The sequence below is a fragment of the Candidatus Methylolitoribacter marinus genome, assembly GCF_051853155.1.
Taxonomy (GTDB): domain Bacteria; phylum Pseudomonadota; class Gammaproteobacteria; order Burkholderiales; family Methylophilaceae; genus BACL14.
Window position 1 is genome coordinate 942,747 of the sequence record NZ_CP124221.1, and the last position, 26,712, is coordinate 969,458.

Annotated in this window: 32 protein-coding genes; 22 read left to right on the forward strand and 10 right to left on the reverse strand. The window is 31.9% G+C overall.

Annotated features, from left to right (window positions below; translation table 11 throughout):
• Positions 1-3 precede the first annotated feature (3 nt).
• The gene (locus tag QFA95_RS05005) at positions 4-342 is read left to right on the forward strand and encodes a P-II family nitrogen regulator (protein WP_486462435.1); all 339 of its coding nucleotides are present in this window, start codon (positions 4-6) and stop codon (positions 340-342) included.
• Here the strand turns inward: QFA95_RS05005 and kdsB are convergent.
• The 8 genes from kdsB to QFA95_RS05045 are packed head-to-tail and all read right to left on the reverse strand — an operon-like array spanning position 339 to position 6,934.
• Positions 339-1,067 (reverse strand): 3-deoxy-manno-octulosonate cytidylyltransferase, encoded by a 729-nt coding sequence (kdsB, locus tag QFA95_RS05010; protein ID WP_486462436.1) that lies wholly within the window; start codon positions 1,065-1,067, stop codon positions 339-341. The genes QFA95_RS05005 and kdsB overlap by 4 nt on opposite strands.
• Positions 1,064-1,228, reverse strand: coding sequence for a Trm112 family protein (locus QFA95_RS05015; protein ID WP_486462437.1), 165 nt, complete (start codon positions 1,226-1,228; stop codon positions 1,064-1,066). Before QFA95_RS05015 ends, kdsB begins: the two co-directional genes overlap by 4 nt.
• Positions 1,221-2,186, reverse strand: coding sequence for a tetraacyldisaccharide 4'-kinase (lpxK, locus tag QFA95_RS05020; protein WP_486462438.1), 966 nt, complete (start codon positions 2,184-2,186; stop codon positions 1,221-1,223). The genes QFA95_RS05015 and lpxK overlap by 8 nt, the downstream gene beginning before the upstream one ends.
• A gap of 6 nt (positions 2,187-2,192) precedes the next feature.
• Complete coding sequence (gene msbA, locus QFA95_RS05025; protein ID WP_486462439.1) at positions 2,193-3,941, reverse strand: lipid A export permease/ATP-binding protein MsbA; 1,749 nt, start codon at positions 3,939-3,941, stop codon at positions 2,193-2,195.
• A gap of 8 nt (positions 3,942-3,949) precedes the next feature.
• The gene (locus tag QFA95_RS05030) at positions 3,950-4,363 is read right to left on the reverse strand and encodes an ExbD/TolR family protein (RefSeq protein WP_486462440.1); all 414 of its coding nucleotides are present in this window, start codon (positions 4,361-4,363) and stop codon (positions 3,950-3,952) included.
• 3 nt (positions 4,364-4,366) lie between these two features.
• The gene (locus tag QFA95_RS05035) at positions 4,367-4,972 is read right to left on the reverse strand and encodes a MotA/TolQ/ExbB proton channel family protein (protein WP_486462441.1); all 606 of its coding nucleotides are present in this window, start codon (positions 4,970-4,972) and stop codon (positions 4,367-4,369) included.
• Positions 4,973-5,013: 41 nt separating this feature from the next.
• Entirely contained in the window at positions 5,014-5,679 is a 666-nt protein-coding gene (locus QFA95_RS05040; RefSeq protein ID WP_486462442.1) for an ABC transporter ATP-binding protein, read from the reverse strand.
• On the reverse strand, positions 5,672-6,934 hold the full coding sequence (locus QFA95_RS05045; protein ID WP_486462443.1) for a lipoprotein-releasing ABC transporter permease subunit: 1,263 nt from the start codon (positions 6,932-6,934) through the stop codon (positions 5,672-5,674). The genes QFA95_RS05040 and QFA95_RS05045 overlap by 8 nt, the downstream gene beginning before the upstream one ends.
• 53 nt (positions 6,935-6,987) lie before the next feature.
• On the opposite strand from QFA95_RS05045, the gene QFA95_RS05050 reads away from it, so the two are divergent.
• The 14 genes from QFA95_RS05050 to QFA95_RS05115 all read left to right on the forward strand — a co-directional run bounded on the left by QFA95_RS05050 (position 6,988) and on the right by QFA95_RS05115 (position 19,183).
• A complete protein-coding gene (locus QFA95_RS05050; RefSeq protein WP_486462444.1) occupies positions 6,988-7,557 on the forward strand; it encodes a riboflavin synthase in 570 nt (189 codons plus the stop codon).
• A gap of 8 nt (positions 7,558-7,565) precedes the next feature.
• Positions 7,566-8,642, forward strand: coding sequence for a bifunctional 3,4-dihydroxy-2-butanone-4-phosphate synthase/GTP cyclohydrolase II (ribBA, locus tag QFA95_RS05055; RefSeq protein ID WP_486462445.1), 1,077 nt, complete (start codon positions 7,566-7,568; stop codon positions 8,640-8,642).
• 97 nt (positions 8,643-8,739) lie between these two features.
• Positions 8,740-9,225 (forward strand): Holliday junction resolvase RuvX, encoded by a 486-nt coding sequence (ruvX, locus tag QFA95_RS05060; protein WP_486462446.1) that lies wholly within the window; start codon positions 8,740-8,742, stop codon positions 9,223-9,225.
• Entirely contained in the window at positions 9,218-10,165 is a 948-nt protein-coding gene (locus QFA95_RS05065; protein ID WP_486462447.1) for an aspartate carbamoyltransferase catalytic subunit, read from the forward strand. Before ruvX ends, QFA95_RS05065 begins: the two co-directional genes overlap by 8 nt.
• Complete coding sequence (locus QFA95_RS05070; protein WP_486462448.1) at positions 10,162-11,436, forward strand: amidohydrolase family protein; 1,275 nt, start codon at positions 10,162-10,164, stop codon at positions 11,434-11,436. Before QFA95_RS05065 ends, QFA95_RS05070 begins: the two co-directional genes overlap by 4 nt.
• Positions 11,437-11,524: 88 nt before the next feature.
• Positions 11,525-11,752 carry a histone H1-like repetitive region-containing protein gene (locus QFA95_RS05075; protein WP_486462449.1) on the forward strand — a complete coding sequence of 76 codons (228 nt, stop codon included), beginning with the start codon at positions 11,525-11,527 and terminating at the stop codon, positions 11,750-11,752.
• A gap of 62 nt (positions 11,753-11,814) precedes the next feature.
• Positions 11,815-12,486 carry a YggS family pyridoxal phosphate-dependent enzyme gene (locus QFA95_RS05080; RefSeq protein ID WP_486462450.1) on the forward strand — a complete coding sequence of 224 codons (672 nt, stop codon included), beginning with the start codon at positions 11,815-11,817 and terminating at the stop codon, positions 12,484-12,486.
• Entirely contained in the window at positions 12,483-13,280 is a 798-nt protein-coding gene (proC, locus tag QFA95_RS05085; RefSeq protein ID WP_486462451.1) for a pyrroline-5-carboxylate reductase, read from the forward strand. Before QFA95_RS05080 ends, proC begins: the two co-directional genes overlap by 4 nt.
• 3 nt (positions 13,281-13,283) lie before the next feature.
• Positions 13,284-14,378 carry a tRNA 2-thiouridine(34) synthase MnmA gene (gene mnmA, locus QFA95_RS05090; RefSeq protein WP_486462452.1) on the forward strand — a complete coding sequence of 365 codons (1,095 nt, stop codon included), beginning with the start codon at positions 13,284-13,286 and terminating at the stop codon, positions 14,376-14,378.
• A 9-nt stretch (positions 14,379-14,387) separates the two neighbouring features.
• A complete protein-coding gene (nadC, locus tag QFA95_RS05095) occupies positions 14,388-15,251 on the forward strand; it encodes a carboxylating nicotinate-nucleotide diphosphorylase (RefSeq protein ID WP_486462453.1) in 864 nt (287 codons plus the stop codon).
• A gap of 50 nt (positions 15,252-15,301) precedes the next feature.
• Positions 15,302-17,023, forward strand: a complete 1,722-nt coding sequence (gene ilvB, locus QFA95_RS05100; RefSeq protein ID WP_486462454.1) for a biosynthetic-type acetolactate synthase large subunit — start codon at positions 15,302-15,304, stop codon at positions 17,021-17,023.
• Entirely contained in the window at positions 17,023-17,514 is a 492-nt protein-coding gene (ilvN, locus tag QFA95_RS05105) for an acetolactate synthase small subunit (protein ID WP_486462455.1), read from the forward strand. The genes ilvB and ilvN overlap by 1 nt, the downstream gene beginning before the upstream one ends.
• A gap of 14 nt (positions 17,515-17,528) precedes the next feature.
• Positions 17,529-18,545, forward strand: coding sequence for a ketol-acid reductoisomerase (gene ilvC / locus QFA95_RS05110; RefSeq protein WP_486462456.1), 1,017 nt, complete (start codon positions 17,529-17,531; stop codon positions 18,543-18,545).
• Positions 18,545-19,183, forward strand: a complete 639-nt coding sequence (locus tag QFA95_RS05115; protein WP_486462457.1) for a phosphatidylserine decarboxylase — start codon at positions 18,545-18,547, stop codon at positions 19,181-19,183. The genes ilvC and QFA95_RS05115 overlap by 1 nt, the downstream gene beginning before the upstream one ends.
• Here QFA95_RS05115 and QFA95_RS05120 read toward each other — a convergent pair.
• The gene (locus QFA95_RS05120) at positions 19,180-19,659 is read right to left on the reverse strand and encodes an RNA pyrophosphohydrolase (protein ID WP_486462458.1); all 480 of its coding nucleotides are present in this window, start codon (positions 19,657-19,659) and stop codon (positions 19,180-19,182) included. The genes QFA95_RS05115 and QFA95_RS05120 overlap by 4 nt on opposite strands.
• A gap of 58 nt (positions 19,660-19,717) precedes the next feature.
• On the opposite strand from QFA95_RS05120, the gene QFA95_RS05125 reads away from it, so the two are divergent.
• The 7 genes from QFA95_RS05125 to folE2 all read left to right on the forward strand — a co-directional run bounded on the left by QFA95_RS05125 (position 19,718) and on the right by folE2 (position 25,552).
• A complete protein-coding gene (locus tag QFA95_RS05125; protein ID WP_486462459.1) occupies positions 19,718-20,653 on the forward strand; it encodes a YncE family protein in 936 nt (311 codons plus the stop codon).
• A 61-nt stretch (positions 20,654-20,714) separates the two neighbouring features.
• Positions 20,715-21,236, forward strand: a complete 522-nt coding sequence (locus QFA95_RS05130; RefSeq protein WP_486462460.1) for an SRPBCC family protein — start codon at positions 20,715-20,717, stop codon at positions 21,234-21,236.
• A 12-nt stretch (positions 21,237-21,248) separates the two neighbouring features.
• Complete coding sequence (locus QFA95_RS05135; protein WP_486462461.1) at positions 21,249-21,857, forward strand: alpha/beta hydrolase; 609 nt, start codon at positions 21,249-21,251, stop codon at positions 21,855-21,857.
• The gene (gene xseB / locus QFA95_RS05140; RefSeq protein WP_486462462.1) at positions 21,857-22,078 is read left to right on the forward strand and encodes an exodeoxyribonuclease VII small subunit; all 222 of its coding nucleotides are present in this window, start codon (positions 21,857-21,859) and stop codon (positions 22,076-22,078) included. The genes QFA95_RS05135 and xseB overlap by 1 nt, the downstream gene beginning before the upstream one ends.
• The gene (locus tag QFA95_RS05145; protein WP_486462463.1) at positions 22,065-22,937 is read left to right on the forward strand and encodes a polyprenyl synthetase family protein; all 873 of its coding nucleotides are present in this window, start codon (positions 22,065-22,067) and stop codon (positions 22,935-22,937) included. The genes xseB and QFA95_RS05145 overlap by 14 nt, the downstream gene beginning before the upstream one ends.
• Positions 22,921-24,747, forward strand: a complete 1,827-nt coding sequence (gene dxs, locus QFA95_RS05150; RefSeq protein ID WP_486462464.1) for a 1-deoxy-D-xylulose-5-phosphate synthase — start codon at positions 22,921-22,923, stop codon at positions 24,745-24,747. The genes QFA95_RS05145 and dxs overlap by 17 nt, the downstream gene beginning before the upstream one ends.
• Before the next feature lie 16 nt (positions 24,748-24,763).
• Entirely contained in the window at positions 24,764-25,552 is a 789-nt protein-coding gene (gene folE2, locus QFA95_RS05155; RefSeq protein ID WP_486462465.1) for a GTP cyclohydrolase FolE2, read from the forward strand.
• Here the strand turns inward: folE2 and QFA95_RS05160 are convergent.
• The gene (locus QFA95_RS05160) at positions 25,549-26,712 is read right to left on the reverse strand and encodes an MFS transporter (protein WP_486462466.1); all 1,164 of its coding nucleotides are present in this window, start codon (positions 26,710-26,712) and stop codon (positions 25,549-25,551) included. The two genes, folE2 and QFA95_RS05160, sit on opposite strands and share 4 nt — an antisense overlap.

Genomic DNA, 26,712 nt, shown 5'->3' on the forward strand with positions numbered 1-26,712 from the left:
AATATGAAAAAAATTGATGCAATCATAAAACCATTTAAATTAGATGAAGTTCGCGAAGCCCTTGCTGAAGTTGGTATTGAAGGTTTAACGGTTACTGAAGTTAAAGGTTTCGGAAGACAAAAGGGTCATACGGAACTATATCGTGGCGCTGAGTATGTTATTGATTTCTTACCTAAAATGAAACTTGAGATTGTTGTATCAGATAAAATGGTGGATAAAGTTATTGAGACTATTAAAAATACTGCGCACACTGGAAAAATTGGTGATGGAAAAATTTTCGTATCCCCTGTTGAAAAAGCTATCAGAATTCGAACTGGTGAAACGAATGATGATGCTATTTAGCTAAGCAAAATTTTAACTTTATTAAAATCTTCAATCGTATCCACGCCAATCATTTCTTTGCCTTGGAACTCAATCATTTTAATTGGAATGTCATTGAAAATCGCTCTCATTTGTTCTAGTTTTTCAGCTTTTTCAATTTCAGGTCGATCTAACTGACAAAATTGATTAACCAGCTTCACTGTGTATGCATAAATACCAATATGATGATAGATTAGATCATCAATAAAGTCTTTATCATTTAAATTACCAATCATGCTTCTTGAAAAAGTAATCGCTTCATTCCTCTCATTGAGAGCTACCTTTACATTATTTTTATTTTTATAATCTTCAAAGCTTTTAAATTTTTGATACGCGGATACAAATTGATTATGAGTTGAAATATTTTCAGCAAGCTCATTAATTAATTTAAAATCCACTAAAGGTTCATCCCCTTGGACATTAACTAATACTTGATCATCTGAAAGGGAGAGAATTTGCAATGCCTCGTTGACTCTATCGGTTCCTGATTGATGAGATTCGGAAGTCATAACAGACTTAAAACCGAAATCTTCTGCTACATTGCAAATAATTTGATTGTCTGTCGCAATGAAAATATTAGTAGCTTTAGATTTAGCTACTTGTTCAGCGGTATGAATAAGAAGTGGTTTATTATTTATTTCTAAAAGAAGCTTATTTTCAAGTCTAGTGCTATTTAGGCGAGCAGGTATTACAACAGTAAAACTCATTTTATTTTTCTTGCCTCAGATACTAACATTATCGGGATTCCATTTTTTATAGAATAGGCTAATCCTGCTCCCTTTGATATTAATTCATTGTTTTTTTTATCGTATACAAGCTTCTCTTTAGTTACGGGGCATACAATTAATTCTAGTAAATCTTTATCCATTTAAAATTTTTCCAAGTAATTCTTTTTCAAACACTGGGCACATCCTAGCATCTGATTTTAGTACCCATATATTTTTATTATCAATATTTTTACATTTAACTGAATCTTTTTCAGTTATAAGATAATTAAAGTTATCTTTAAAGTCATCTTTTGTAAAATAGTAATGATCATCATAAATCTGATATTTGAAATGACATAATTTTTTTAATGAATTAATTAATCGATATGGATACCCTATTCCAATAGATAAATGTAAATTGGTTAATATTTTTAGACTCATTACTTTACTTGTTTTTAAATTGGTTACTTTATGGTTGACAGAAAAATTAAAAAAGTTTTTTTTTGATTTTAAGCTGTTAGATAAAACATAGATGTCATTATCATGGATTCTCGACAAAGGCTCTCTAAAAGGCCCAGCTGGAAGCATCAAGCGATTGGTCACATAGCGATCATCATTGATCAATATCTTGTAATCAAAAATTAAACTTTTATGCTGTAGCCCATCATCTGAAATAATGACATCAACATCACTATATTTTTTTATTAAAGCCTTTCCCGCTTCATATCTCGATTTACTTATAAATACAGGGGTATCTAATTTTTGTTTTAATAGCAGTGCCTCATCACCTACATGAATTGGATTTGAATCACCAAAAACCTCAGTTGTGTTTTTAAATTTTCCCTTATAACCACGAGAAATGATTCCAACATTTAAATTATTTTTTTTAAATAATTTAGCCAAGTAAATGACAAGCTGTGTTTTTCCTGAACCGCCAACAATTAAATTACCAATTACGATTGTTTTTACTGGTAATTTTCTTTGCTTAAAAATATTAGATTGATAAAGAGCATTTCTTAAATAGTAGAAAATATAATTTATTAATGAAATAGGAAGTAATAACCAAATTAAATTGGCTTGTTTGTAATACTGATCTGTAAAAAATTTTTCAATAGACATCACTTTTTACGATAATTCTTTTTTATAAAGTTTTGAATAAAACCCTTTTTTTCTTATTAGTTCATCATGGTTACCCGACTCAATAATTGATCCTTTATCAAGAACAAAAATTTTATCAGCATTTTTCACGGTTGATAATCGATGAGCAATAATGATCGATGTTTTATTTTTCATTAAATGGTCTAGTGCATCCTGAACAAGTTTTTCAGACTCTAAATCAAGAGCGGAGGTTGCCTCATCAAGAAGCAAAATAGGAGCGTCCTTAATAATTGCTCTAGCTATTGCGATACGCTGCTTTTGACCGCCAGATAATTTAACTCCACGATCACCCACCAAATTATCTAACTTATTAGGAAGTTTTTCTATAAATTCTTTACAGTTTGATTGCTCAATAACTTCATTTAATCTTAAATCAGAGATTTTTTTCGTTTGATTTCCATAACATATATTATTTCGCACACTGTCGTTAAACAAAATAGTATCTTGAGTTACTAAAGAAAAAAAGCTACGTAAATTATCAAGTTTTAACTCTTTTATGTTTACTTTATCAATTAAAATATCACCCTCTTGAAAATCATAAAATCTTGGTAGCAAGTTCATCAAGGTTGTTTTTCCTCCACCAGATTTTCCAACTAATGCAATTTTTTCTCCTCTTTTTATTTTCAATGATATCTGATTCAATACATTTCTACCTTTGTCTCCATATTGGAAAGATAAATTTTTGATTTCTATATCGCCTTTAATATTAGATAAAACTTTTTTTCCTTGATTTTTTTCATTCCGCTCATTTAAAACATTCATAATACTTTTTGCTGCAGCAATACTAACTTGCAATGACTCATTAACCTCTGTTAAGCTTTTGATGGGCTTAATCATCATTAACAATGCCCCAACAAACGCAGCAAACTCACCTGTCGTAAAATTTGCCAAAGCATAGTAAACAATAATTCCCAAGGCAATTGAGGCAATAATTTCTATTAACATGCTGTTAAATAGAGATAGTCTTGCTAGTCTAATTTGCATATTCATATTTTTTTTGACAATAGATATAAATCTTTGTAATTCGTAATTTATTGCGCCAAAAACTTTTATCACCCTTTGTCCAGTCACTACCTCTTCCGACGTGGATGTCATATTCCCCATAGTTTCTTGCACCTCAAAACCAAAAGACCTGAGTCGAGGTGATACTTTCTTTAAATATCTAATAATTACTGGTGTCATTAATAAAAAGACTAAGCTGAGAAACCAATCTAAGTAAACCATGTATATAAATAAAGCAATGATAGTAAATGATTCTCTGATTATAGTTATACCAATTCTCGTTATAACTGCTGACAATTGATCTGCTTCATAAGTTAATTTTGAAACAAGCATTCCTGCGTTGTTGTTATCAAAATATGACACAGGTAGTTTGAGATATTTTTTAAAGGTATCAATCCTAAGATCAGCAACCACACCTCTTGAAGTTTTTCTAATGTGATAACCAGAAATAAATGATGAACAAGCTCTGATTAACATCAGCACCATCAGTGAAATGGGTAACATTATTTTAATTATTGAATTTTCAGTATCAAAACCGTTGTCGGTAATCTCTTTTAAAAGTGCTAAAAAACCAGTATTAGTTAAAGAAAATATAAGCATAAAAATAATACTCAAAAATAAGGAAAATTTATAATTGAGCGCATATCTTAAAAGTTGCTGATATATCTCTTTAAATTCTGAAAACTTAAGAGGATGTTTTTTTAACTCTGGCATTGAGAGGTTTAATTAACCTTTGTAGCAAAAGTGACTTTATTGAGACCAGAAAGTCTTGCTGCTTCCATAACATTTATTACAGATTGATGATTCGACATGGCATCAGCATTAATAATAACTGTAGGAAGATCGTTATTAGATTTTAATTTTTGCAATTCCTCAAGAATGCCAGCAATCGTATTGTTATTAATTTGCACATCATTAATAAAGTATTGATTATCGCTTGTAATAACGATATCGACTTTATCAAGATCATTTTCTTGAGGAATTGCCTCAGCAGTTGGAAGGTTGATTTTTAATTCACTAAATTTAGAGAATGTCGTACTTACCACAAGAAATATAATGATCACCAGTAAAACGTCAATCAGAGGGATAAAATTTATCTCCAACTCATCTTCTTGACTGCCTCTTCTGAAATTCATTAGTTATTTTCCTTTATGATGAATAATTTCAACTAAAGTAATAGCCTGTTGTTCCATTTCAACAATCAGTGATTCAACTTTATTTTTAAAAAATCTGTACATAATCATCGCCGGAACTGCTACAACAATTCCTCCTGCAGTATTGTATAAAGCTATTGAAATACCTCTAGCAAAAACAGTAACATCAGCGCCACTGCTTGTGAACGAGCTAAATAATTCAACCATACCAATAATTGTCCCAAACAAACCAAGTAATGGCGCTATCGTTGCAATAGTTCCCAAAGTTGATAAGTATTTTTCTAATTTATGAAAAACTGCCCTTCCCGTTTCTTCGATTGATTCTTTTATAAGTCCTGGAGAGCTTGAAATATGATCAAGTGCCGTGGCAAATATTTCACCTAAGTAAGAATGTTCTCTAAGCAGATCGATAGATTTTTTATTGACGCCTTTTTGGTCAATTAATGACCTCACTTCATTTAATAAATTTTTTGGTGCAATTATTTCTGACCGTAACGCCCACAGTCTTTCAATAATAATTGCTAGAGCAAGAATTGAAGCAAAAATTAAAGGCCAAATTGGCCACCCAGCGCCTTGAATAATATCCCACACTCTACAACTCCTTAATAAGCATTAATGATTCAAAAAGAATATTAACATTTTTTCAATTTTCCATCGACAAACTCAAGTTTGTTTTTAAATTTTTTTAACACAGATAAATCATGAGTCACCATTATTAATGAAATCGATTTTTCTTTAGCCATCTTGATTAGTAAATCTATTACTATCTTAGAATTTTTTTTATCTAAATTTCCCGTTGGTTCATCTGCAAATATAATTTTTGGATCGTGAACCACGGCTCTACACACAGCAACTCTCTGCCTCTCGCCACCAGATAATTGGTTGGGAAAATGATGTAATCTCTCACTTAAACCTACCTGAGAAATTAAACTTTTTGCTTTTATTGAAGCTTTGTCATCATCATGCCCATTAAGCAATAAAGGTAACTTAATATTTTCCAAAACATTAAAATCATTTAATAAATGATGAAACTGATATATGAATCCAAATTCTTTTCTTCTGATATTTGTCATCTGGGAAGAACTTAAAGACTTTAAACTTTTTCCAAGAACATTAACATCCCCCTGATCAAATGTATCTAGCCCGGCAATGATTTGCATAAAAGTTGTTTTCCCTGACCCTGATACACCAGTTATCACAGTCGATTCATTGATTTCAACTGTTAATCGATTAAAAAGAGGCTTTTCCAACGATGGAAATCTTTTTATTAAATTTTTAATCTCAATAACATTACTCATTTTTTAAAATTTCACCAGGATTTAATTTTGCTGCCATTTGGCTTGGATAAATGGTAGCAATAAGCGATAAAACAATGGATATCAGTATGACAAAAAGTATATCCATAGGAATAATTATTGAGGGAAGCTCGTTGATGTAATAAATATCTTTTGATAAAAATTGAATATTAAATAGGCTTTCAATGAATGGAACAATAATATTGATATTAGACGCAATCAAAACTCCAAGTGCCAATCCTAATAAAGACCCTATAAAGCCAATAATAAATCCTTGAAATATAAAAATTCTTATAATTTGAAATTTTGAAAATCCAATAGTCATCAAAATTGCTATATCTTTTTTCCTATCCTGCACACTCATAGCTAATGATGCCACTAAATTAAAAGCAGCAACTGCGATAATTAAAGTTAAAATTATAGCCATCACTCTTTTTTCCATCTGAATTGCACTAAAAAAATTTTTATTTTTATTTGTCCAGTTGCTAATAAATGAATTGATATTTAAATCCATTAGGATTGTTTTGATATTTGTTTCAACATTTAAGGTTTCGTTAGAGTCTGTTAATTGAATTTGCATTGCAGAAAATTTTGTTTGTTGGTTTTTAAAGAAAATTTTCTGAGCATCTTGATAATCTATTAGCGCCAAGCTGCTATCGAACTCATAAATACCAGCATCAAAAATTCCAACTATATTAAATTTTTTTATTGTTGGATAATTACCAATTGGACTAAAATTGAGCTTCGGAATCAATAATGAAACATCATCGCCAATATCAACATTTAATAATCTTGCAAGATCAACGCCAATAATTATTTCAAATGACTTGTTTGAAAATTTTTTAGAGCCTTTAACTACCTTATTTAGAAGCTGATTAACATTGTTTTCGTGCTGAGGATCGATTCCTTTTACGAGGACTCCCCTATTAATTGATCCGCTCGATAAAAGACCCTCTCCTGAAACATAGGGTGAAACCGCTTTAATATGTTTCAAATCAATAATTTTATTTATTAATTGATTAATTTCATCTTGATCATCTAGGCCACCGGTTATTTCAATATGAGATGTAGCATCAAGGATTCTTTTCTTCAATTCAAAATGAAATCCATTCATAACTGACATCACAACAATTAATGCCATAACTCCAATAGATATTCCCAAAATACTTGAAAAACCAATAAAAGATAAAAAACGGTTGTTACTACCATTGATTAAAATTTTGCGGGATACCCAAAAATCTAAAAATAAAGATTTCATATGAAAAAAATCATTTGTTAAATGAAGATGTGTTGATCTGTTAGAATTATGGCATGTTTACAGGGATTATTAAAACAATTGGTAAGATCATAAGTATCACAGAAATTGATACTGACATTCAATTGACAATTGAATATAACGGAACATTTAATGCCGATCTTGGCGATAGCATTTGTGTTAATGGCGCATGTCTTACAATAATAAATTTAACTCATAATACCCTTGATTTTTATTTATCTCAGGAGACACTTTCAAAAGTTGTCCCATTTTATTTGAATCAAGAAGTTAATTTGGAAGAATCATTAAAAATTGGTGATAAAGTCGGTGGCCATTTCGTTTTTGGCCATATTGATTCAAAAGCAATATTAAAAGATATAAAAAAAGCATCAGATTCTCAAATTTGGGTTATGGAGATACCAAGTCAATTTCAAAAATTTATAGCCCCAAAAGGATCGGTGGCAATCAATGGAGTTAGTCTTACGGTAAACGGTGTTGATAAAAATAATTTTTTCCTCAACCTTATTCCACATACAATAGAGAACACCACTTTTAAGACTAATAAAATAAATGATCAATTTAATTTTGAAATTGATATGCTTGCACGCTATGCATTAAATGGTTAATTTAATTTATGTTAGATAATATTGAATCAATAATTGAAGACCTTAAGCTAGGCAAAATGGTTGTCCTGGTTGATGATGAAGATCGGGAAAATGAAGGTGATCTTTTTATTCCAGCAGATAATGTGTCACCTGAAATTATCAATTTTATGGCCAAATTTGGAAGAGGTCTAATTTGTCTAACGCTTACTGAAGAAAAAGCTCGCCAGCTTAATCTCCCCTTAATGGTTCAAGAGAATGAAGCAAAGCTAGGAACTAACTTTACGGTTTCTATAGAAGCTGCCGATGGAGTAACTACTGGCATTTCAGCTAGTGATCGATCAACCACAGTTAAAGCCGCAATTCATCCAAATGCAACAAAAAATAGTATCGTTCGACCTGGTCATATCTTTCCATTAATATCTCATTCAGGCGGCGTTCTATATCGAGCAGGTCATACAGAGGCAGGCTGTGATTTATCACAAATTGCTGGATTCCAGCCCTATGGGGTTATTTGTGAAATTCTCAATGATGATGGATCAATGGCGCGACTAGATGATTTAAAAGGTTTTGCAAAAAAACATCATTTAAAAATTGGCTCGATTGCTGACCTCATTGAATATAGAAGAAAAAAAGAAAAACTTATTCTAAGAACTGAAGAAGATGTTGTTTCAACAACATTTGGAGAATTTAAACTTATTACTTACAAGGATGTAATTTCTAACAGTATTCATTTAGCTTTTGTGAAAGGAGAAATTGATTCCAACGATGATGTAATGGTTAGAGTTCATGAGCCATTAACTATCCTCGACTTTATTGTAAAAGATGATAAACATTCATGGACGCCCAATGAAGCTTTTGAAAAAATATCGAATGAAAAAAATGGTGTCATGTTATTTCTAAATTATGGTGCTTCAGCAAATCTGAAGAAAATTGGTGATCTAGATCAGCAGCCAAAAAATAAAGAAAATGATCTTCGGAATTATGGAATAGGCTCTCAAATACTAGTTGATCTTGGTGTAAAAAATATGAAATTATTAGCATCACCTAGAAAAATGCCTAGCATGATGGGTTTTGGTTTAGAGGTAAAAGAATTTATAGAAAAATAAAATTGTGTTATTATTCAATGCGTTGAAAAACACTTATAAAAAATTTAAATTCAACTCTGGTTTCCCTAAAACCCTTCTTCTCCCTTTTTTTTAAATCATGACGCAATTTAATACCTATGATCTGAAAGAAATTATTGAAAAAAAAGGGTCAGTACTTGCATTTGATTTAGGCATAAAAAAAATTGGTGTAGCAGTCGGTAATAACGTTCTTAAAACTTCAAGAAACTTGATTACTTTTTACTCAAAAAATAAAAATCAACGAATAGAAAAAATCAAACAACTTGTCAATGAATGGCAGCCAGTATACCTAGTTCTTGGACTCCCTTTAAATCAGGATTTAAGTGCTAATGACACAACAAAGTTTTGTATAAATACTGCAAAAGATATCGAAAAAAATATTAACCTACCCATCTTTTTTGTGAATGAAAACTACAGCTCAACGTCTGCAGAGGAGTTTATTAAAGATTTAGGCAATAAAAAACAAAAAAATAATAATGCCCTTGTTGATCAAGTTGCTGCAAACATAATATTGCAATCACACTTTAATGAAGTTGAGAAACAAATGAGGTCTTTAGATGCATAATATTCAATTAAAAAATGGACAACTTCAACATTTATTGTGTATTGAAGGTCTCTCTAGACAGATTATTGACGAAATTTTTGTTCGAGCTGATTCCTTTTTGGATCTTAAAAATAACAATGTCAAAAAAACTGATTTATTGAATGGTAAAACGATTTGTAACTTATTTTTTGAAAATAGTACTAGAACTAGAACTACATTTGAAATTGCTGCAAAAAAACTTTCTGCAGATGTTATTAATCTTAATGTAAGCACTTCATCTCAATCTAAAGGTGAGTCTATTCTTGATACAATAAACAATTTAATAGCAATGCATGCTGACATGTTTGTCATCCGGCATAACCAATCAGGTGCTGCACATTTCATAGCAAAAAATATCGATCAAAATATCAAAGTTGTTAATGCTGGTGATGGTTATCACTCACATCCAACTCAAGGATTACTAGATGCTTTTACAATCAGACATTATAAAAAAGATTTTAAAAACTTAAAAATTGCAATTATCGGAGATATTAAGCATTCCAGAGTTGCTCGATCTGAAATTAATGCACTGAATATTCTAGGTGTTCCAGAAATAAGGGTTATTGCGCCACAGACATTAATGCCGTTTGGTGTAAAAGATCTTGGGGTAATCCCTTTTGATAATCTTGACCATGGGGTAAAAGATGTAGACGTGATAATGATGCTTCGTTTACAAAAAGAAAGGATGGATAGTGCTTTAATTCCGAGCCAAGAGGAATATTTCAAAACATATGGTTTAACATCAAAAAGGGTGGAGTTGGCTAATCCAGACTGTATTATTATGCACCCAGGGCCAATGAATCGAGGGGTTGAAATTGAATCCTCAGTAGCAGACTCAAATAAGGCTGTTATTCTTCCTCAAGTCAGCTTTGGAATTGCAATTAGAATGGCTGTTATGTCTTTATTGATGGAGAAAAAATGAGATACCTTATCAAAAATATAAGTGTTTTTGATTCTAATAGTGAAATACAAACTAATCAAAATATTTATATCGGTACAGGGAAAATTGAAAATCTATCACACAATGAAAAAAATATTGATAAGAAATGTCAAATTATTGATGGTACTAATAAATTATTAATCCCGGTAATAACAGATCTTTATTCCAATCTTAAAACTCCCGGTGAGGAGCATAGATCAATATTAGATCAAGAGATATCGGCAGCAATTGCAGGAGGGATTACTAATGTTTGCTGCCTACCATCGACAGATCCAGTCCTTGATGAGCCCAGTCTAATTAAGGATCTTATATCTAAAGCAAATAAAATCTTTCCAATCAATATCAAACCATATGCAGCAATAACAAAAAATTTAGCCGGAAATCAGCTATCTGAAATGAAAGAATTATTTGATGCTGGTGCTATTGGGTTTTCACAAGCCGAGCAACCAATTGTAGATACCAAGGTTCTCTTGAGCGCTTTTGAATATGCAAAAACTTTTGGGTTTACTCTTTTCTTGCGTCCAACAGAAAATTACTTATCGAAAAATACTTATGCAAACGAAAGTGCAATTGCGACTAGACTTGGTTTAAAAGGACTTAATAGAAATTCAGAAATAATTGAAATTCTAAAATATCTTGCCTTATCAAAAGATATTGGTACAAAAATTCATTTATCCAAAATTTCCTGTAAAGAGTCGCTAGAGATTATTGAAAAGGCAAAAAATGAAAATATAAATGTGACATGTGATGTATCTATTAATCAGCTTTTGTTTAGTGAGCAAGATATTGATGGGTATAACACCAATTATCATCTTACCCCCCCACTAAGATCAAAGATTGATCAAGAGGAGATTTTTAATAGTATTAAAAATGATGTTATTGATGCCATTTCATCGGACCACTGTCCGGTGGATCTAGATAAAAAAATGCTTCCGTTTGAAGAATCAGAGCCTGGAGCATCATCCTTTGAAACTTTCCTGCCGTTGGTATTTAAAGTTGCGCAGGATCATCAAATTAATATTACAAAACTGCTTTCAAAAATTAGTTTAGAGCCATATAAAATTTTAAATAATGAAAAATATGACCTAAATACATGCACTAATATAGATTTTTGCTTGTATGACGAATCATTAAGCTGGATACCATCGCAAAGCTCAATGAAAACGTCAGGAAAAAATATTCCATTTGAATATGAACTCCGAGGAAGAGTAAGCCATACATTTGTGGATGGAAAAAAAATCTATGAACTTTAAACTGTAATGACAAAGTACTTGCAACATTAAATAGAAGCAATATAATTACCATTTTTGAATAAGTGTTTTTATAGGGAGTAAATGAGATATGTTAGAAAAGTTAATTAATGCATTATTAGGAAAAGATACTAAATCAGAGCCTAAAAAACCAGTAGCTAAAAAACCAGTAGCTAAGAAACCAGTAGCTAAGAAACCAGTAGCTAAGAAACCAGTAGCTAAGAAACCAGTAGCTAAGAAACCAGTAGCTAAGAAACCAGTAGCTAAGAAACCAGTAGCTAAGAAACCAGTAGCTAAGAAACCAGTAGCTAGAAAATAATAAAATTAAACATATCTCTATTAAAAACCAAGCATTTGCTTGGTTTTTTTTTATAATTACATATGGAATTTAAAAACTATAACCGCATCAAAGAAGAAATGCTTCTTTTTCAAGAACATCATAAAAGAAAAATCAGTTTAATTGCTGTGAGCAAAAAACAATCGATTGAAAAAATTCAGGGATTAATCAATTATGGGCACTTAGATTTTGGAGAAAATTATGTGCAAGAAGGAGTTGATAAAATTAAATCTATTTCAAATCCTTCTATTATTTGGCATTTTATTGGCCCTATACAGAGTAATAAAACAAAACTAATAACGGAATATTTTAATTGGGTCCATAGCGTTGATCGTTTAAAAATATATGACAGAATAAAAAATGAAGCGAATAGTTTAGGTAAAAAAATTAACTTTCTTATCCAGATTAATATTAGTAAAGAAAACACAAAAAGTGGCATAAACATCAATGATCTTGATGCAATTTTAGATGGTATTGATCCAAATGATGATTTTGTATGTTTTAGGGGAATTATGGCTATTCCAAGTAATACCACAAACATCAATCTCCTAAAAACAGAATTTTCTTTGTTAAATAAAGCTTTTATTTCTATGAAAGAGCGTTTTCATACCGTTGACACATTATCTATGGGAATGTCTAATGATTATCTTTTGGCAATGAATCATGGTTCAACAATGATAAGAGTTGGGTCCAAAATTTTCGGGGAACGAATATGACAAAAATTACATTTGTTGGTTGTGGAAATATGGCACAAGCTATGATTTCTGGTCTCCGTGCGTCAAAACAAAAATTTCATATATACGTGATAGAAAAAAATGAAGAACTAAAAAATAAGATACAAAAAAAACTAAAAGTAGAAATCGTTGATAATGTAGATCACCATCAAACTAATATTGTTATTTTATCTGTTAAGCCAAAAAATGTAGCTGAAGCATGTAAAAATCTTAATGTAAATGGATCCATTGTAATCAGTATCGCTGCAGGTATTGGTCTAGACACAATAAAAAAGCATCTTAAAGGACACCAAAAACTAGTAAGGGTCATGCCTAATTTAAATGCATTTGAAGGCAAGAGTATAAATACTATCTATTTTGATGATCTCATTGAATCTGAGGATAGGAAAATCATTGGCAGCATATTTTCCAGTATTGGTCAGAATATTATTTTTGATGATGAATTAATGATCGATCAATCCACTGCTATTTCAGGAAGTGGCCCAGCATATGTTTTTTATCTAATGCAATCATTTATTGAAGCAGCGACTAAAATTGGCCTCCCATTAGAGGATGCCAAGAAGCTTGTATATGAAACATTTGCAGGTGCATGTGCTACTGCTAAAAAAAATCTTGATGATCTTGATAATTTAATAGAGAACGTTTCATCCAAAGGAGGCACAACAGAAGCAGCAATAAAATCGTTTGATGAAAGTAATATTAAAGAAATTTTTAACCAAGCAGTTAAAAACGCATACAACAGAGCACTTGAAATTAATCAAGAAAATAAAAATTAATTAATGAAAAAAAAGAACATTATAGTTGGCTTATCTGGCGGGGTTGATTCTGCAGTCACTGCTCATATCTTAAAGAAACAGGGACATAATGTTCGCGGTTTGTTTATGAAAAACTGGGAGGCAGATGATGACGATGAATATTGTTCAAGTAAGCAAGATTTAATTGATGCAATTAGTGTTGCCGAGAAAATAGGGATCGATATTGAAATTGTTAATTTTGCAAAAGAATATAAAGAAAAGGTATTTAATCTTTTTATAGCCGGTTTAAAAAAGGGCTTCACGCCTAATCCTGATATTCTTTGTAATTCAGAAATTAAGTTCGAAGCTTTTTTAAATCACGCAATGCAGCTGGGGGCTGATTATATTGCAACTGGACATTATGCTAATGTTACAGAAAAAGATGGTTTATTTTATCTTTTAAAAGGAATGGACTCTTCAAAAGATCAAAGTTACTTCTTGCATAAACTTAATCAACAACAGTTATCCAAATCAATTTTTCCTTTAGGGAAAATACTAAAAACAGATGTCAGAAAAATTGCTAAAGATAATAATTTACACAACCATGACAGGAAAGATTCAACTGGGATTTGTTTTATTGGAGAAAGACCCTTTGCGGAATTTTTAAATCAATTTATACCAAAAAATCCAGGGGACATTGTCACTGTTGATGGAAAAAAAATTGGTAAACATGATGGTCTTACTTTTTATACTGTAGGACAAAGACAGGGTTTGGGAATTGGCGGAACATCATCCGGAAGTGGAGAGCCATGGTTTGTTGCTAAAAAAGATATGAGTGAAAATCAATTAATTGTTGCTCAAGGTAAAAATCACCCAGCTTTATATCACGATGCAATCAAAGCTGAAGAAATTCATACCATTTCGAATTCGTTTCCCATCCAGCGTGTGATTGGTGCAAAAATTAGATATAGGCAGCCTGATGCTGCATGCCAAATCAACGAACTTAATTCAGATGGGTTAGTTTCTTTTTTTGGACAAAAACAATGGGCCGTTACCCCTGGTCAATATATTGTTTTTTATGACAGTAATATATGCCTTGGCGGTGCTGTGATCAGATCCGGATTCAATAGTTTTCAATAAGCTTTATTTATGACCATTTATTTTAAAAAATTACTTGAAAAAGAAATCAATCGAAATATCTCTATTGCTCTGAAAGAAGATATTGGTAAAGGTGACCTCACTGCCAACTTTATTGAAAAAAATTCGTTAAGTATTGCTAAAATTTTTTGTAATGAAAATGCTATTTTTTGTGGAAAAGCTTGGCTTAATAAAATTATTAAAAAGCAAAAAAGTTTAAAAATAAAATGGCATGTTAAGGATGGTGACTCAATTCAAAAAGACCATTGCGTTTGTGAAATAAGTGGATCTACTAGAGAAATTTTATCTATTGAAAGAGTATGTTTAAATTTTATTCAAACGCTTTCCGGAACATCGACATTGAGCAATCAATTTGTAAATATCATTAAAAAGACGGAATCACAAATTTACGATACTCGAAAAACTATACCTGGTATGAGGTTTTCACAAAAATATGCAGTAAAAGTTGGTGGCGGAAGTAATCAGAGATTAGGTCTTTTTGATATGGCTCTTTTTAAAGAAAATCATTTTTCAGCAAATGAGACTTTTGAAACCTTGCTTAAAAAAATTAAAACTAAAAATCTCATAAATTCAATTCAAATTGAAGTTGAAAATTTAAATCAATTAAAAATTGCCCTTAAATATTCAGTTAAAAATATACTTTTAGATAACTTTTCTCATTCAAATATTAAAAAAGCTATTGGTATGGCAAATAAAAATACTATTTTTGAAATATCTGGCAACGTGAATCAAAAAACAGTATTAAAAATTGCTGAACTAGGTAAATTAAGAATATCTATTGGTGCTTTGACAAAAAACATTCAAGCTATTGATTTTTCAATGTTAATTGAAGATAAAAAGTCACATGCCACTTGACCAAACCTATGTAAATAGGTTATTTTAGCTGTTTGGTTTAAAAACATAACATGAGCATAAAAAAGTTAACAGGAGCTGAAATTGTTATTCACTCCTTGCATAAAGAAAATACAGAATTTGTCTTTGGTTATCCAGGTGGTGCAGTTCTTAATATTTATGATGCCATTTTCCAATTAAAAAAATTCAAACATGTTTTAGTTCGCCATGAACAAGCTGCTGTTCATGCAGCTGATGCCTATTCTAGATCTACTGGAAAGGTTGGAGTGGCGCTTGTGACATCTGGTCCTGGTGCGACAAATGCTGTGACAGGAATTGCTACAGCCCACATGGATTCAATTCCTATGGTTATCATTTCAGGCCAAGTTCCTACCCATGCGATTGGTCAAGATGCTTTTCAAGAATGTGATACGGTCGGAATAACAAGGCCCTGTGTAAAACATAATTTTTTAATCAAAAAAATTGAAGACATTGCCCCAACAATTAAAAAAGCTTTTCATATCGCCAGATCTGGAAGACCTGGCCCAGTAGTAGTTGACATTCCAAAAGATATTACTGCCGAAGAAGCTGTCTTTGAATATCCATCTGAAATTGAATTGAGGTCATATCATCCAGTTGAAAAAGGGCATCAAGGTCAAATTACTAAAGCGCTCGAATTATTAATCTCATCAAAAAAACCAATGGTTTACACAGGTGGTGGTGTTGTTTTAGGTGATGCCTCAGAACAATTAACCAAATTAATTAAAAAATTGGGATTTCCAATCACGAGCACTTTAATGGGCTTAGGTGGATTCCCTGCAGATGAAAATCAATTCTTAGGCATGCTCGGCATGCATGGAACATATGAAGCTAATATGGCCATGCAAGAATGTGATGTATTAATTGCTATTGGGTCAAGATTTGATGATCGCGTAATTGGCAATCCAGATCACTTTTTATCAAAACCAAGAAAAATTATTCACATTGATATTGATCCAGCATCGATATCCAAAAGGGTCAAAATTGATATCCCAATTGTAGGTAATGTCAAAAGTGTACTTGAAGATATGAATGAAATTTACTCCACTTTGGAAAAAAATCATGACAAAAAGATTCAATCTGATTGGATGGCTACAATTGAAGAATGGAAATCAAAAAAATCGCTCTCATACAAAAACAGTGACAAAGTAATTAAACCTCAGTATGTGGTGGAAGAATTGCATAAAGTTACAAATGGTGATGCATTTATTACATCAGATGTAGGTCAACACCAAATGTGGGCCGCACAATATTATCCATTCAACAAACCTCGTAGATGGCTAAATTCAGGTGGTCTTGGAACAATGGGTGTTGGACTACCCTACGCTATGGGGGCTCAACTAGCCCACCCTGAAGCTCAAGTTGCTTGTATAACTGGCGAAGCATCAATTCAAATGTGTATTCAAGAGCTTTCTACCTGCAAACAGTTTCATTTGCCAGTAAAAATTATTAATCTGAATAATAGATATATGGGAATGGTCAGACAATGGCAGGAGTTTTTCTATGGAAATCGTTATGCAGAATCATACATGGATGCCCTTCCTGATTTTGTAAAGCTTGCTGAATCATATGGGCATGTTGGTTTACAAATCGAAAAACCCTCAGAGGTTACTGATGCTCTAAAAGAAGCATTTTCTAAAAAAAATAAAGAGCGTTTGGTTTTTCTTGATTTCCTTACTGATCAAACTGAAAATGTTTATCCAATGGTGCCAAATGGCAAAGGATTATCTCAGATGATCTTATCTGAGGACTTATAATGAGACATATTATTTCTTTACTGATGGAAAATGAAGCTGGTGCGTTATCGAGAGTTGCAGGTCTTTTCTCAGCTAGGGGCTACAACATTGAGTCTTTAACGGTGGCTCCTACTGAAGATCCCTCTTTATCAAGAATGACTATTGTCACCTCTGGTTCTGATGAGGTTATCGAACAAATAATTAAACAACTTAATAAATTAATTGATGTTGTTAAAGTTTTAGATTTAAATGACGGAAAACATATTGAAAGAGAATTAATGCTTGTAAAAGTAAAGGCAAGCCACCAATACCGCGAAGAAATGAAAAGAATTAGTGATATTTTCAGAGGAAGGATCATCGATGTCTCTGATAATACATTTACAATAGAAATTACTGGATCATCTACTAAATTAGATGCTTATCTTGATAGTTTGGACAAATCAGCAATTGTTGAAACTGTTAGAACTGGAGCATCCGGAATTGGTAGAGGTGATAGAATACTGAAAATTTAATTTAGGATAAAAAAATGAAAGTATATTACGATCAAGATGCTGATTTGAACATCATAAAAAATTTAAATGTAACCATTGTTGGTTACGGCTCACAAGGCCATGCTCATGCGGCTAATCTTAAAGACTCAGGTGTTAATGTCACAATTGGTCTTAGAAAAGATGGGTCATCATGGGCCAAAGCTGTAAATGCAGGTCATGTTGTTAAAGAGGTAGCAGATTCTGTCAAAGATGCTGATATCGTAATGCTCCTTATTCCCGATGAAACTATGGCAGCTATCTATAAGGAACAAATTGAACCAAACTTAAAATCTAATGCTACACTCGCCTTCGCACATGGTTTTAATGTGCATTATAAATTTATTGCACCAAAAGATGATGTTGATGTAATCATGATTGCACCCAAAGGACCTGGGCACACAGTGAGATCAGAATTTCTCAAAGGTGGAGGTGTTCCAACACTGATTGCTGTTTATCAAGATAAGTCTGGACAAGCTAAAGAAAAGGCGCTTTCTTACGCTATGGCGAATGGAGGAACTAAAGGTGGCGTGATTGAAACAGACTTTAGGGAAGAAACAGAAACTGATTTATTTGGTGAGCAAGCAGTTTTATGTGGTGGAGCAGTTGAGCTTGTAAAAGCTGGTTTTGAAACTCTAACAGAAGCTGGTTATGCGCCTGAGATGGCTTACTTTGAATGCTTACATGAACTGAAGCTAATCGTTGATTTAATGTACGAAGGTGGAATTGCCAACATGAATTATTCAATATCTAATAATGCAGAATTTGGAGAATATGTCACTGGCAAAGAAGTTATTAATGCTGAATCTAAAAAAGCAATGAAAAAAGCATTAGAGAATATTCAAAATGGATCATATGCCAAACGTTTTATTGATGAAGGAAATGATGGATACCCAGAAATGACAATTCATAGAAAAGAAAACGATGATCATCAAATTGAAAAAGTTGGATCTCAATTAAGATCAATGATGCCTTGGATTTCAAAAAATAAATTAGTTGATCAATCTAAAAACTAATGAACAAAAATTATCCCATTCTTGCTCGTGAGGGTTGGTCGTTTATTACTCTCGCGATCATGTTTTTTGTAATATCAATTTATTTTATCAATCCCGTCATTTCTGGTTTGTCAGGAATGATTTGTTTATTCATTATTCAATTTTTTAGAGATCCGCAAAGAAAAATTGTTGCAAAACCGAATGAAGTTGTATCTGCTGCAGACGGAAGGGTAATTGCTATTGAAAAAACAAATGATCCTTATAATAAAAGAGAGGCAATAAAAATTAGCGTATTTATGAATGTTTTTAATGTTCATTCTAATAAAGCACCAATTTCTGGAAAAGTAATTAATAAAATTTACAAACCTGGAAAATTTCTTAACGCTGCTCTAGATAAAGCATCAAGCGAAAATGAGCACTGTGCTATCACAATTAAGACATCTAATAATCAAATTGTTACTTCTGTTCAAATAGCTGGTTTAATTGCCCGAAGAATTCTATGTTACGCGAATGAAGGATCAGAACTAGAAAAAGGTGATCGATATGGTTTCATTCGTTTTGGTTCTAGAGTGGATCACTACATTCCAATTAACTCTGAGGTAAAAGTAAAGTTGGGTCAAAAGGTTAAAAATACAGAGGATATTCTTGCAGAAATTTAATTTATAGCCTCCACAAATTTCCACAATTCATTTAAAGCGGTTGAATATACATCTTTTTTAAAATCTACCACTTCCTTGAGAGGAAACCAGAAATTTTCCCATTTCCAGTCATCAAATTCTGGTGAGTCATGTAGGTTCAAATTAATTAAATCATCAGATCCAATAAATTTTAATAAAAACCAGATTTGTTTCTGCCCTCTATATCTTCCCTGCCAATAAGTCTTCACAAACTTCTCTGGAACATCGTATCTTAACCAATCAGATGATCTGCCTAGTATCTCAAAGCTATTTTTACTTAAGCCAACTTCTTCATAGACCTCACGATACATTGCCTGCTCGGGAGTTTCCCCTTTTTGAATACCCCCTTGAGGAAATTGCCAATTATCTTCATTAACTCTTTTGGCCCAAAGAATTTTATTATCTTTATTAATTATTACTGAAGCCACATTCGGCCTATATCCATCTTCATCAATCATTGTTAAACTTTTATAAAAACGTAAACTTAATAATCTAATTTTTTCATATTAATTGACTTTGATAAATAATTTTTTAAAATTTTTTTTTCTGTTCATAGTTCTTGTAATCTTTCAAGGCTGTAAACAGGAGTCATTTGCAATTATTACCAACCAAGGCGAGGATACAATATCGATTGTCGATTTACAAAATCTAAATATCATAAAAACAATACAAACCAATCCTGGGCCATTGGCAGTTGAGATTCTCAAAAATAATTTAGCAATAATTTCAAATACAAAAAGTGAATCTTTGCAGTTAATAGATCTAGATAGCCTTAAGATTATTGACACCATAAATTTGGGCTTTACTCCACTAGGGATTGTTTATGTTGAGGGTAAAGATTTACTTTACATATCTTCATGGTATGAAAATAAATTATATTACTACAATACCATTACATGGGAACGAGATGGTGTCATCCCAGTTGGAAAGACACCATCTGGAATCATCTACGACAAAAAAAGAGATCGAATTATTGTGTCTAATAGAGATGAAAATTTGTTAACGATTATTCAAGATAATAAAGTTATTAAAACTATTGAGGTTGGTGACCACCCCTTTGGTGTTTACTTATTAGAAGACTATGTATTCTCTGTGAATGTATATTCCAACGATGTATCAAAAATAAATTTAAACACTTATGATTCATCTAAATTTAATGTTGGGGACCACCCATATAACATTATTTCGTCCGATCATTACCTTTTTGTCACAAACACTCAAGATGATTCTGTTAGCGTTATAAATAAAGATGACTTTTCTATACTAAAAACCCTAAAAACTGGAGAGGTCCCTGAAAATCTTGGCCTTGATTTATTAAATAATCAATTAATTGTGACAAATTGGGGATCAAATTCCATAAGCATTTTTAATTTAGATACTTTAAAATTAAAAAAAGAGATACCTACAGGTAGAGAAAGCCGCTCATTTGGAAATTTTATTTGGGCAAAATAATTAAAACTAATCTGTATTATAGTAAGATGATGATTGTTTTGAAATAAGTTAAGGATTATCAATGAAAAAAATAGTATTACTTATCACCTCACTTTTGTTTGCATTCACTATCTTTGCGCATGGTCCAACCCCCCAAAAAGTGCAAAAATCAGTAAAAATTGCTGCTAGCCCTGATAAGGTTTGGGAAGTCGTAAAAGATTTTGATAACGCTAATAAATGGCTTCCATTCGTATCTGACATTAAAGTTGAAGTTAAAGGTGAAGATAGATTTCGGACTTTAACTTTAAAAGAAGGTGGCAAAGTTTTAGAAAGATTAAAAGGTATCGATGACGACTTAATGAAAATTAAGTTTGAAATTGTAGAAGGTGATGTGCCAGTTGCTGACTGTAATATGTATATTACAGTTGCTAAAGGTGCCAATGATAATGAGTCTGAAGTTCAATGGACTGCAAGATTCTATAGAGTATATAAACTAAATCCTCCTATTCCAGAAGGTCAGGATGATGAGTCCGCTTTAAATGCAATGAATGCTGTGGTAGATGCAGCATTACCTGAACTGAAAAAATTTATTGAATCAAAATAAAGATTTTTAATATTGCTGCGTATTAATTCTGGATCTGCGTCTAATAAAACACTTATTTGGTTACATGGGTTAGGCGCAGATTCAAATGATTTCGCTCCCTTTTTTTCTGATTCCTGTTTTAATGAATATGAAATTATTCTTCCAAACGCTCCACATCGAAAAATAACCTTAAATCAAAATTTTGAAATGCGGGCTTGGTTCGATATGAAAAGCTTAAGTCTAGATGATTTGGATGAAGAAGACTTTATGAAATCATCAAAGATATTAGATGCGATCATAGTAGATAAATTAAAAAAAAATCCAAAAACTAAAATATATATAGGTGGTTTTTCTCAAGGGGCGGCATTGTCAATTTTTTATGGTCTAAATAGTATTTATAAAATTAACGGGGTGATTTCTTTTTCTGGCTTTCTGCCAAAATTTAATTATCAAAATAAAATTGTTACAAAACCAATACTTAAAGTTCATGGCATCTATGATGATATTATTAATTTTCAAATATCAAAAAAAACTTTTGATTTGTTAAGTTTTTCTAATTTGGTGTCCAAGAGTTACAATATGGGTCATGAAGTGATTGAAAAACAAGTCGTTGATCTTTTATCTTTCTTAAAGGAAACATGATGTCTGAAAAAAATAAAGATTTTGATGAAACTCTTAAAGAGCTTGAGGCTATAGTAGAGTCAATGGATGACGGTAGCTTAAAACTTGAGGAAACAATTGAGTCATATGAAAAAGGAATTAAGTTAATTAAGCAAGCTCAAGCATCTTTAAAAAATTTTGAAAAAAAGGTTCAAATTTTAAATAGCAAGAACGAATTAGAAGACTTTAATGAACCAGAATAAAAAATTTTTAACATTTAAATCTGAGTTTAATAAATTTCTTTCGTTACAAATACCCGACAGCAACGAAATTTGCCATAAAGCAATAAAATATGCGATTTCTAATGGGGGGAAAAGAATAAGGGCATACCTTTTATTTGTTTTCGGAAAACATTTTGGTATTTCAAAGAACAATTTAAATATTCTTGGTGCGTCAGTTGAGCTGATCCACGCTTATTCTCTTGTTCATGATGACCTGCCTTGTATGGACGATGATGTTCTCAGAAGAGGAAAGCTAACTTGTCATAAAAAATACAATGAAGCTCAGGCACTTCTCGTTGGTGATGCCTTGCAATCACTCTCTTTTGAATTACTTAGCTCAAATAAACTAAAAATTGATCCAAAATTAAAAATAGAATGTATTAATTTATTAGCCTCATCAATAGGCGCGCAAGGTATGGTTCTTGGGCAATCGCTTGATATGATTTATGAAAATAAGGAGCCAACAAAAAAAATTATTGAAAAAATTCACAAAAAAAAAACAGGAATGTTGATCTCAGCATGCATCCTCATCCCATCAGTAATTTCTCAACAAACAAATTCTATTCATAAAAATTTAATAATTCTTGGAGAAAATTTAGGTCTATTATATCAAATGGTTGATGATTATTTAGATGCTACATCAGATGTAAAGAAACTTGGAAAAAATCCTGGTAAAGACTTTCAAAGAAAAAAAGCAACCTACTTCTCTTTGTATGGAAAAGAAAAATTATTAAATGTCATTGATACAACTAAAGATGAAATCGATAAAATATCGTTGAAGCTTAAATTACCAAATGAATTTAATTTTTTAATTAACAGTGTCTATGGCCGAATCAAATAAAAAAATATTAAATCATATCGATTCTCCAAAAGATTTAAAAAATCTTACTAAAAAAGAATTAACTCTACTAGCTTCTGAAATCAACGATTTTCTTATTACGTCTGTTCAGGAAACGGGTGGTCATCTATCATCTAATTTAGGTGTAACTGAACTCACCATTGCTCTTCATTACGTCTACGACAGTCCTGATGACGTTTTAATATGGGATGTAGGTCACCAAACATATGTCCACAAGATCCTCACAGGACGAAAAAATAGATTACATACATTAAGACAGTTAAATGGTATTTCGGGATTTCCAAAAAGGGAGGAGAGTGTTCATGATCATTTTGGTACAGGTCATTCTAGTACTTCTATATCTGTTGCTCTTGGAATCTCTGAAGCTATGCTTAAAAATAAATCAAATAATAAATCGATCGCAATTATTGGAGATGGAGCGATGACTGCCGGCATGGCATTTGAAGCGCTGAATAATGCTGGAGAATCAAAAAGTAATATTCTAGTTATACTCAATGATAACGATATGTCTATCTCAAAAAATGTTGGCGCCTTAAATAACTATCTAGCCAGATTATTAAGTGGAAAAATATACGGTGGTATTAAGTCGACCAGTAAACAAATATTTGAAAAATTACCCTCAATTTTAGAACTAGCAAAAAAAACAGAAGAGCATGTCAAGGGTATGGTAACGCCTGGAACATTATTTGAGGAATTTGGCTTTAATTATATTGGCCCAATCGATGGGCACAACATAGATATTCTGGTTGATACACTTGAAAATATCAAATCATTAAATGGACCACAATTTCTTCATGTTGTTACAAAAAAAGGTCATGGTTACCTTCCTGCAGAAAAAGATCCTAACAAATTTCATGGAATATCAAAAAAAACCACATCCCAAACCAAACAAAAAACTTTTACTCAAGTCTTTGAAGAGTGGGTGCTCAGCTATGCAAAAAAAGATAAAAAGCTAATTGCTATAACACCTGCAATGTCAGATGGTAGTGGATTAACAGCATTTTCTAAAAAATATCCAACACGTTTTTACGATGTCGGTATTGCTGAACAACATGCTGTCACCTTTGCAGCTGGGTTAGCTATTCATGGATACAAACCAGTTGTAGCAATCTACTCAACCTTTATGCAAAGAGCTTATGATCAAATTATTCATGATGTTGCTTTACAAAAGATCCCTATGTTATTTGCAATTGATCGAGCTGGATTAGTTGGTGCTGATGGTGCAACTCATACTGGAAATTTTGATGTTTCATTTATTCGATGTATACCGAATACAGTCATTATGCATCCCAGTAATGAAATGGAATTAAAATTAATGTTGTCTGCAGGCTATGGAAGTAATAATGTTTGTTTTGTCAGATACCCAAGAGGTTTTGCATATGACATAAAAAACCAAAAGAATATAAACATCGGAAAAGCACAGACCATTAGACAAGGTAAGAAATTAGCTTACCTTTGCTTCGGTCCTTTAATTAATCAAATTTTACCTTTGGCTGAAAAATATGACCATACTGTAATTAATATGAGATTTTCTAAACCGTTAGATCATGTAATGATTAAAAAAACTGCTAAAGAACATGAATTTATTGTAACCCTTGAGGATAATGTTATAGCAGGGGGTGCAGGGTCTGCAGTTTTAGAAAATTTATCTGCAAATCATTTAAACAACAAAACCCTTCTTCTCGGTTTTCCAGATTACTTTCCAGAACATGGTTCACAAGATGAAATACTTAAATCTTATCAGTTAGATATCGAATCAATAGAAAATAAAATTGTGAACTTAATTTCCTGATGTTAGACTTACAAAAATGAATAATATTACCGATAAAATTGAAGACGTTCAAAATACCCCTGATAAACGACACTTAGATATCGATAAAGTCGGAATTAAATCTATTCGACATCCGATATCTGTAAAAGATAAAACTGGTGGTGATCAGGCCACAATCGCTATGTTTGACATGTATGTACATTTACCTCACAACTTTAAAGGTACGCATATGTCACGATTCGTAGAAATTCTCAATGAAAATGAAAGAACCATTAGTGTCAAAAATTTTGAAAAGATTTTAAGAGATATGCTGGAAAGACTTGAAAGTAAAGCAGGTGATGTTGAAATGACTTTTCCATACTTTGTGAACAAAATAGCACCCATATCTGGAGTAGAAAGTCTCCTGGATTATGAAGTAACTTTTATTGGCTCAATCAAAGATAATAAATTTGTTAATCAAATTAAAGTAGTCATTCCAGTCACAAGCCTATGTCCTTGTTCAAAAAAAATATCTGACTATGGAGCCCACAACCAAAGATCTCATGTCACTGTGACGGTCGAAACAAATGATTTTGTTTGGATTGAAGATGTAATCGAGCTTGTTGAAAAAAATGCTTCATCAGAGCTCTATGGATTATTGAAAAGACCTGATGAGAAATATGTTACTGAAAAAGCATATGATAATCCTAAATTTGTTGAAGACATGGTAAGAGATATTGCAACAGACTTAAATCTAAATAATAAAATTACATCATATATCGTTGAATCTGAGAATTTTGAGTCAATCCATAATCATTCTGCTTATGCGATGATTCAAAGCTCTTAAGAAAATAACTTAGCATTAATTTTATTTGATTTAATACCACGAGCCACAATAATTAATCCAAGCAATGGAAATAAAGCTGATAGTAAAAATGCACTAGATGCTGAGTAAGTTTGAATAACAAAGCCTCCACCAAGACCGCCTAAGGCGCCGCCAACACCATAAGTAATGCTATTATAGAGCGCCTGACCTTTTGCGTGATTTTTACCCGGAAAAAATTTATTCACCATTTCGATTGAAGCCACATGAAATGCACCAAATGTAAATGCGTGCATCATCTGCGCTAAAATAATAAGGATTAAGAAATCAACATAATTGCCAATAATAAAAAAGCGTATTACGGCAATAAATAAACTAATCATTAATATTTGTTTGAAATTCAAAAATTTAAGTATTTTTGGCATGGATAAGAAAACTATAATTTCGCAAAGCACGCCTAAGGACCAAAGAAATCCAATAGCGGAATTTGAATAGCCCTGCTCATCTAAATAAATGGAAAAGAAATTGTATAATAATCCATGTGACGTCACCATCAAAGCACAAGAGGATAGTAGGCAAATCACCTCTTTATTTTTAAGAATGTTAAAAAAGCTTAAATTTATCTTCTTCTCTTTTTCATATGCTTTTTCAGGTATTCCATAGCTAAATATAAAAATTAACACTTGAGTGATAAGAAGAGTAACCAATAAATGTTGAATTCCTAGAAGATCAAAAACAAACCCGAACCCAAAAGAGGCAACAATAAACCCAAAAGAACCCCAAGCTCGAATTCTACTGTAATGTCCATTGGTCGTTGCCAAGTGAGATAAAGTTAAGGACTCAGCTAAAGGGAGCGTTGAGCTGGTAAAGATAGACATTGCCATCATGATGAGGAATACCTCAAAAAAATTATCAGCCCAAAAAATTCCAAAAAAACCCAAGCAACCAAAGAAAGCTGTTAACTTAATCCAAAGAGATCGTCTCTCTGTTCGGTCTGCTAGCCAGCCCCATATATTCGGTGCAAAAATTCTACTTAACTGAAAGAAGGAAAGCATAAAACCTATTTGAATTGGCGTAAATGACTTAAACGTCAGGAATAAGCCCCAATAAGGAACAAATAGCCCAACAAAAAAATAATATATAAAATAAAAGCGCGAGAGATTGAAGTGAAGTTTATGTGTCAA

What these genes read in the sequence shown, in the direction of transcription:
- folE2 (WP_486462465.1), top strand. Translation starts at nt 24,764, where the DNA reads ATGAATAATATTACCGATAAAATTGAAGACGTTCAAAATACCCCTGAT.
- QFA95_RS05065 (WP_486462447.1), top strand. Translation starts at nt 9,218, where the DNA reads ATGCATAATATTCAATTAAAAAATGGACAACTTCAACATTTATTGTGT.
- QFA95_RS05045 (WP_486462443.1), bottom strand. Translation starts at nt 6,934, where the DNA reads ATGAAATCTTTATTTTTAGATTTTTGGGTATCCCGCAAAATTTTAATC.
- QFA95_RS05075 (WP_486462449.1), top strand. Translation starts at nt 11,525, where the DNA reads ATGTTAGAAAAGTTAATTAATGCATTATTAGGAAAAGATACTAAATCA.
- lpxK (WP_486462438.1), bottom strand. Translation starts at nt 2,186, where the DNA reads ATGTCTATTGAAAAATTTTTTACAGATCAGTATTACAAACAAGCCAAT.
- QFA95_RS05030 (WP_486462440.1), bottom strand. Translation starts at nt 4,363, where the DNA reads ATGAATTTCAGAAGAGGCAGTCAAGAAGATGAGTTGGAGATAAATTTT.
- QFA95_RS05120 (WP_486462458.1), bottom strand. Translation starts at nt 19,659, where the DNA reads ATGATTGATGAAGATGGATATAGGCCGAATGTGGCTTCAGTAATAATT.
- ilvC (WP_486462456.1), top strand. Translation starts at nt 17,529, where the DNA reads ATGAAAGTATATTACGATCAAGATGCTGATTTGAACATCATAAAAAAT.
- QFA95_RS05050 (WP_486462444.1), top strand. Translation starts at nt 6,988, where the DNA reads ATGTTTACAGGGATTATTAAAACAATTGGTAAGATCATAAGTATCACA.
- QFA95_RS05130 (WP_486462460.1), top strand. Translation starts at nt 20,715, where the DNA reads ATGAAAAAAATAGTATTACTTATCACCTCACTTTTGTTTGCATTCACT.
- QFA95_RS05080 (WP_486462450.1), top strand. Translation starts at nt 11,815, where the DNA reads ATGGAATTTAAAAACTATAACCGCATCAAAGAAGAAATGCTTCTTTTT.
- QFA95_RS05015 (WP_486462437.1), bottom strand. Translation starts at nt 1,228, where the DNA reads ATGGATAAAGATTTACTAGAATTAATTGTATGCCCCGTAACTAAAGAG.
- ruvX (WP_486462446.1), top strand. Translation starts at nt 8,740, where the DNA reads ATGACGCAATTTAATACCTATGATCTGAAAGAAATTATTGAAAAAAAA.
- proC (WP_486462451.1), top strand. Translation starts at nt 12,483, where the DNA reads ATGACAAAAATTACATTTGTTGGTTGTGGAAATATGGCACAAGCTATG.
- xseB (WP_486462462.1), top strand. Translation starts at nt 21,857, where the DNA reads ATGTCTGAAAAAAATAAAGATTTTGATGAAACTCTTAAAGAGCTTGAG.
- QFA95_RS05005 (WP_486462435.1), top strand. Translation starts at nt 4, where the DNA reads ATGAAAAAAATTGATGCAATCATAAAACCATTTAAATTAGATGAAGTT.
- ilvB (WP_486462454.1), top strand. Translation starts at nt 15,302, where the DNA reads ATGAGCATAAAAAAGTTAACAGGAGCTGAAATTGTTATTCACTCCTTG.
- ribBA (WP_486462445.1), top strand. Translation starts at nt 7,566, where the DNA reads ATGTTAGATAATATTGAATCAATAATTGAAGACCTTAAGCTAGGCAAA.
- QFA95_RS05070 (WP_486462448.1), top strand. Translation starts at nt 10,162, where the DNA reads ATGAGATACCTTATCAAAAATATAAGTGTTTTTGATTCTAATAGTGAA.
- dxs (WP_486462464.1), top strand. Translation starts at nt 22,921, where the DNA reads ATGGCCGAATCAAATAAAAAAATATTAAATCATATCGATTCTCCAAAA.
- QFA95_RS05115 (WP_486462457.1), top strand. Translation starts at nt 18,545, where the DNA reads ATGAACAAAAATTATCCCATTCTTGCTCGTGAGGGTTGGTCGTTTATT.
- mnmA (WP_486462452.1), top strand. Translation starts at nt 13,284, where the DNA reads ATGAAAAAAAAGAACATTATAGTTGGCTTATCTGGCGGGGTTGATTCT.
- QFA95_RS05145 (WP_486462463.1), top strand. Translation starts at nt 22,065, where the DNA reads ATGAACCAGAATAAAAAATTTTTAACATTTAAATCTGAGTTTAATAAA.
- ilvN (WP_486462455.1), top strand. Translation starts at nt 17,023, where the DNA reads ATGAGACATATTATTTCTTTACTGATGGAAAATGAAGCTGGTGCGTTA.
- msbA (WP_486462439.1), bottom strand. Translation starts at nt 3,941, where the DNA reads ATGCCAGAGTTAAAAAAACATCCTCTTAAGTTTTCAGAATTTAAAGAG.
- QFA95_RS05040 (WP_486462442.1), bottom strand. Translation starts at nt 5,679, where the DNA reads ATGAGTAATGTTATTGAGATTAAAAATTTAATAAAAAGATTTCCATCG.
- nadC (WP_486462453.1), top strand. Translation starts at nt 14,388, where the DNA reads ATGACCATTTATTTTAAAAAATTACTTGAAAAAGAAATCAATCGAAAT.
- kdsB (WP_486462436.1), bottom strand. Translation starts at nt 1,067, where the DNA reads ATGAGTTTTACTGTTGTAATACCTGCTCGCCTAAATAGCACTAGACTT.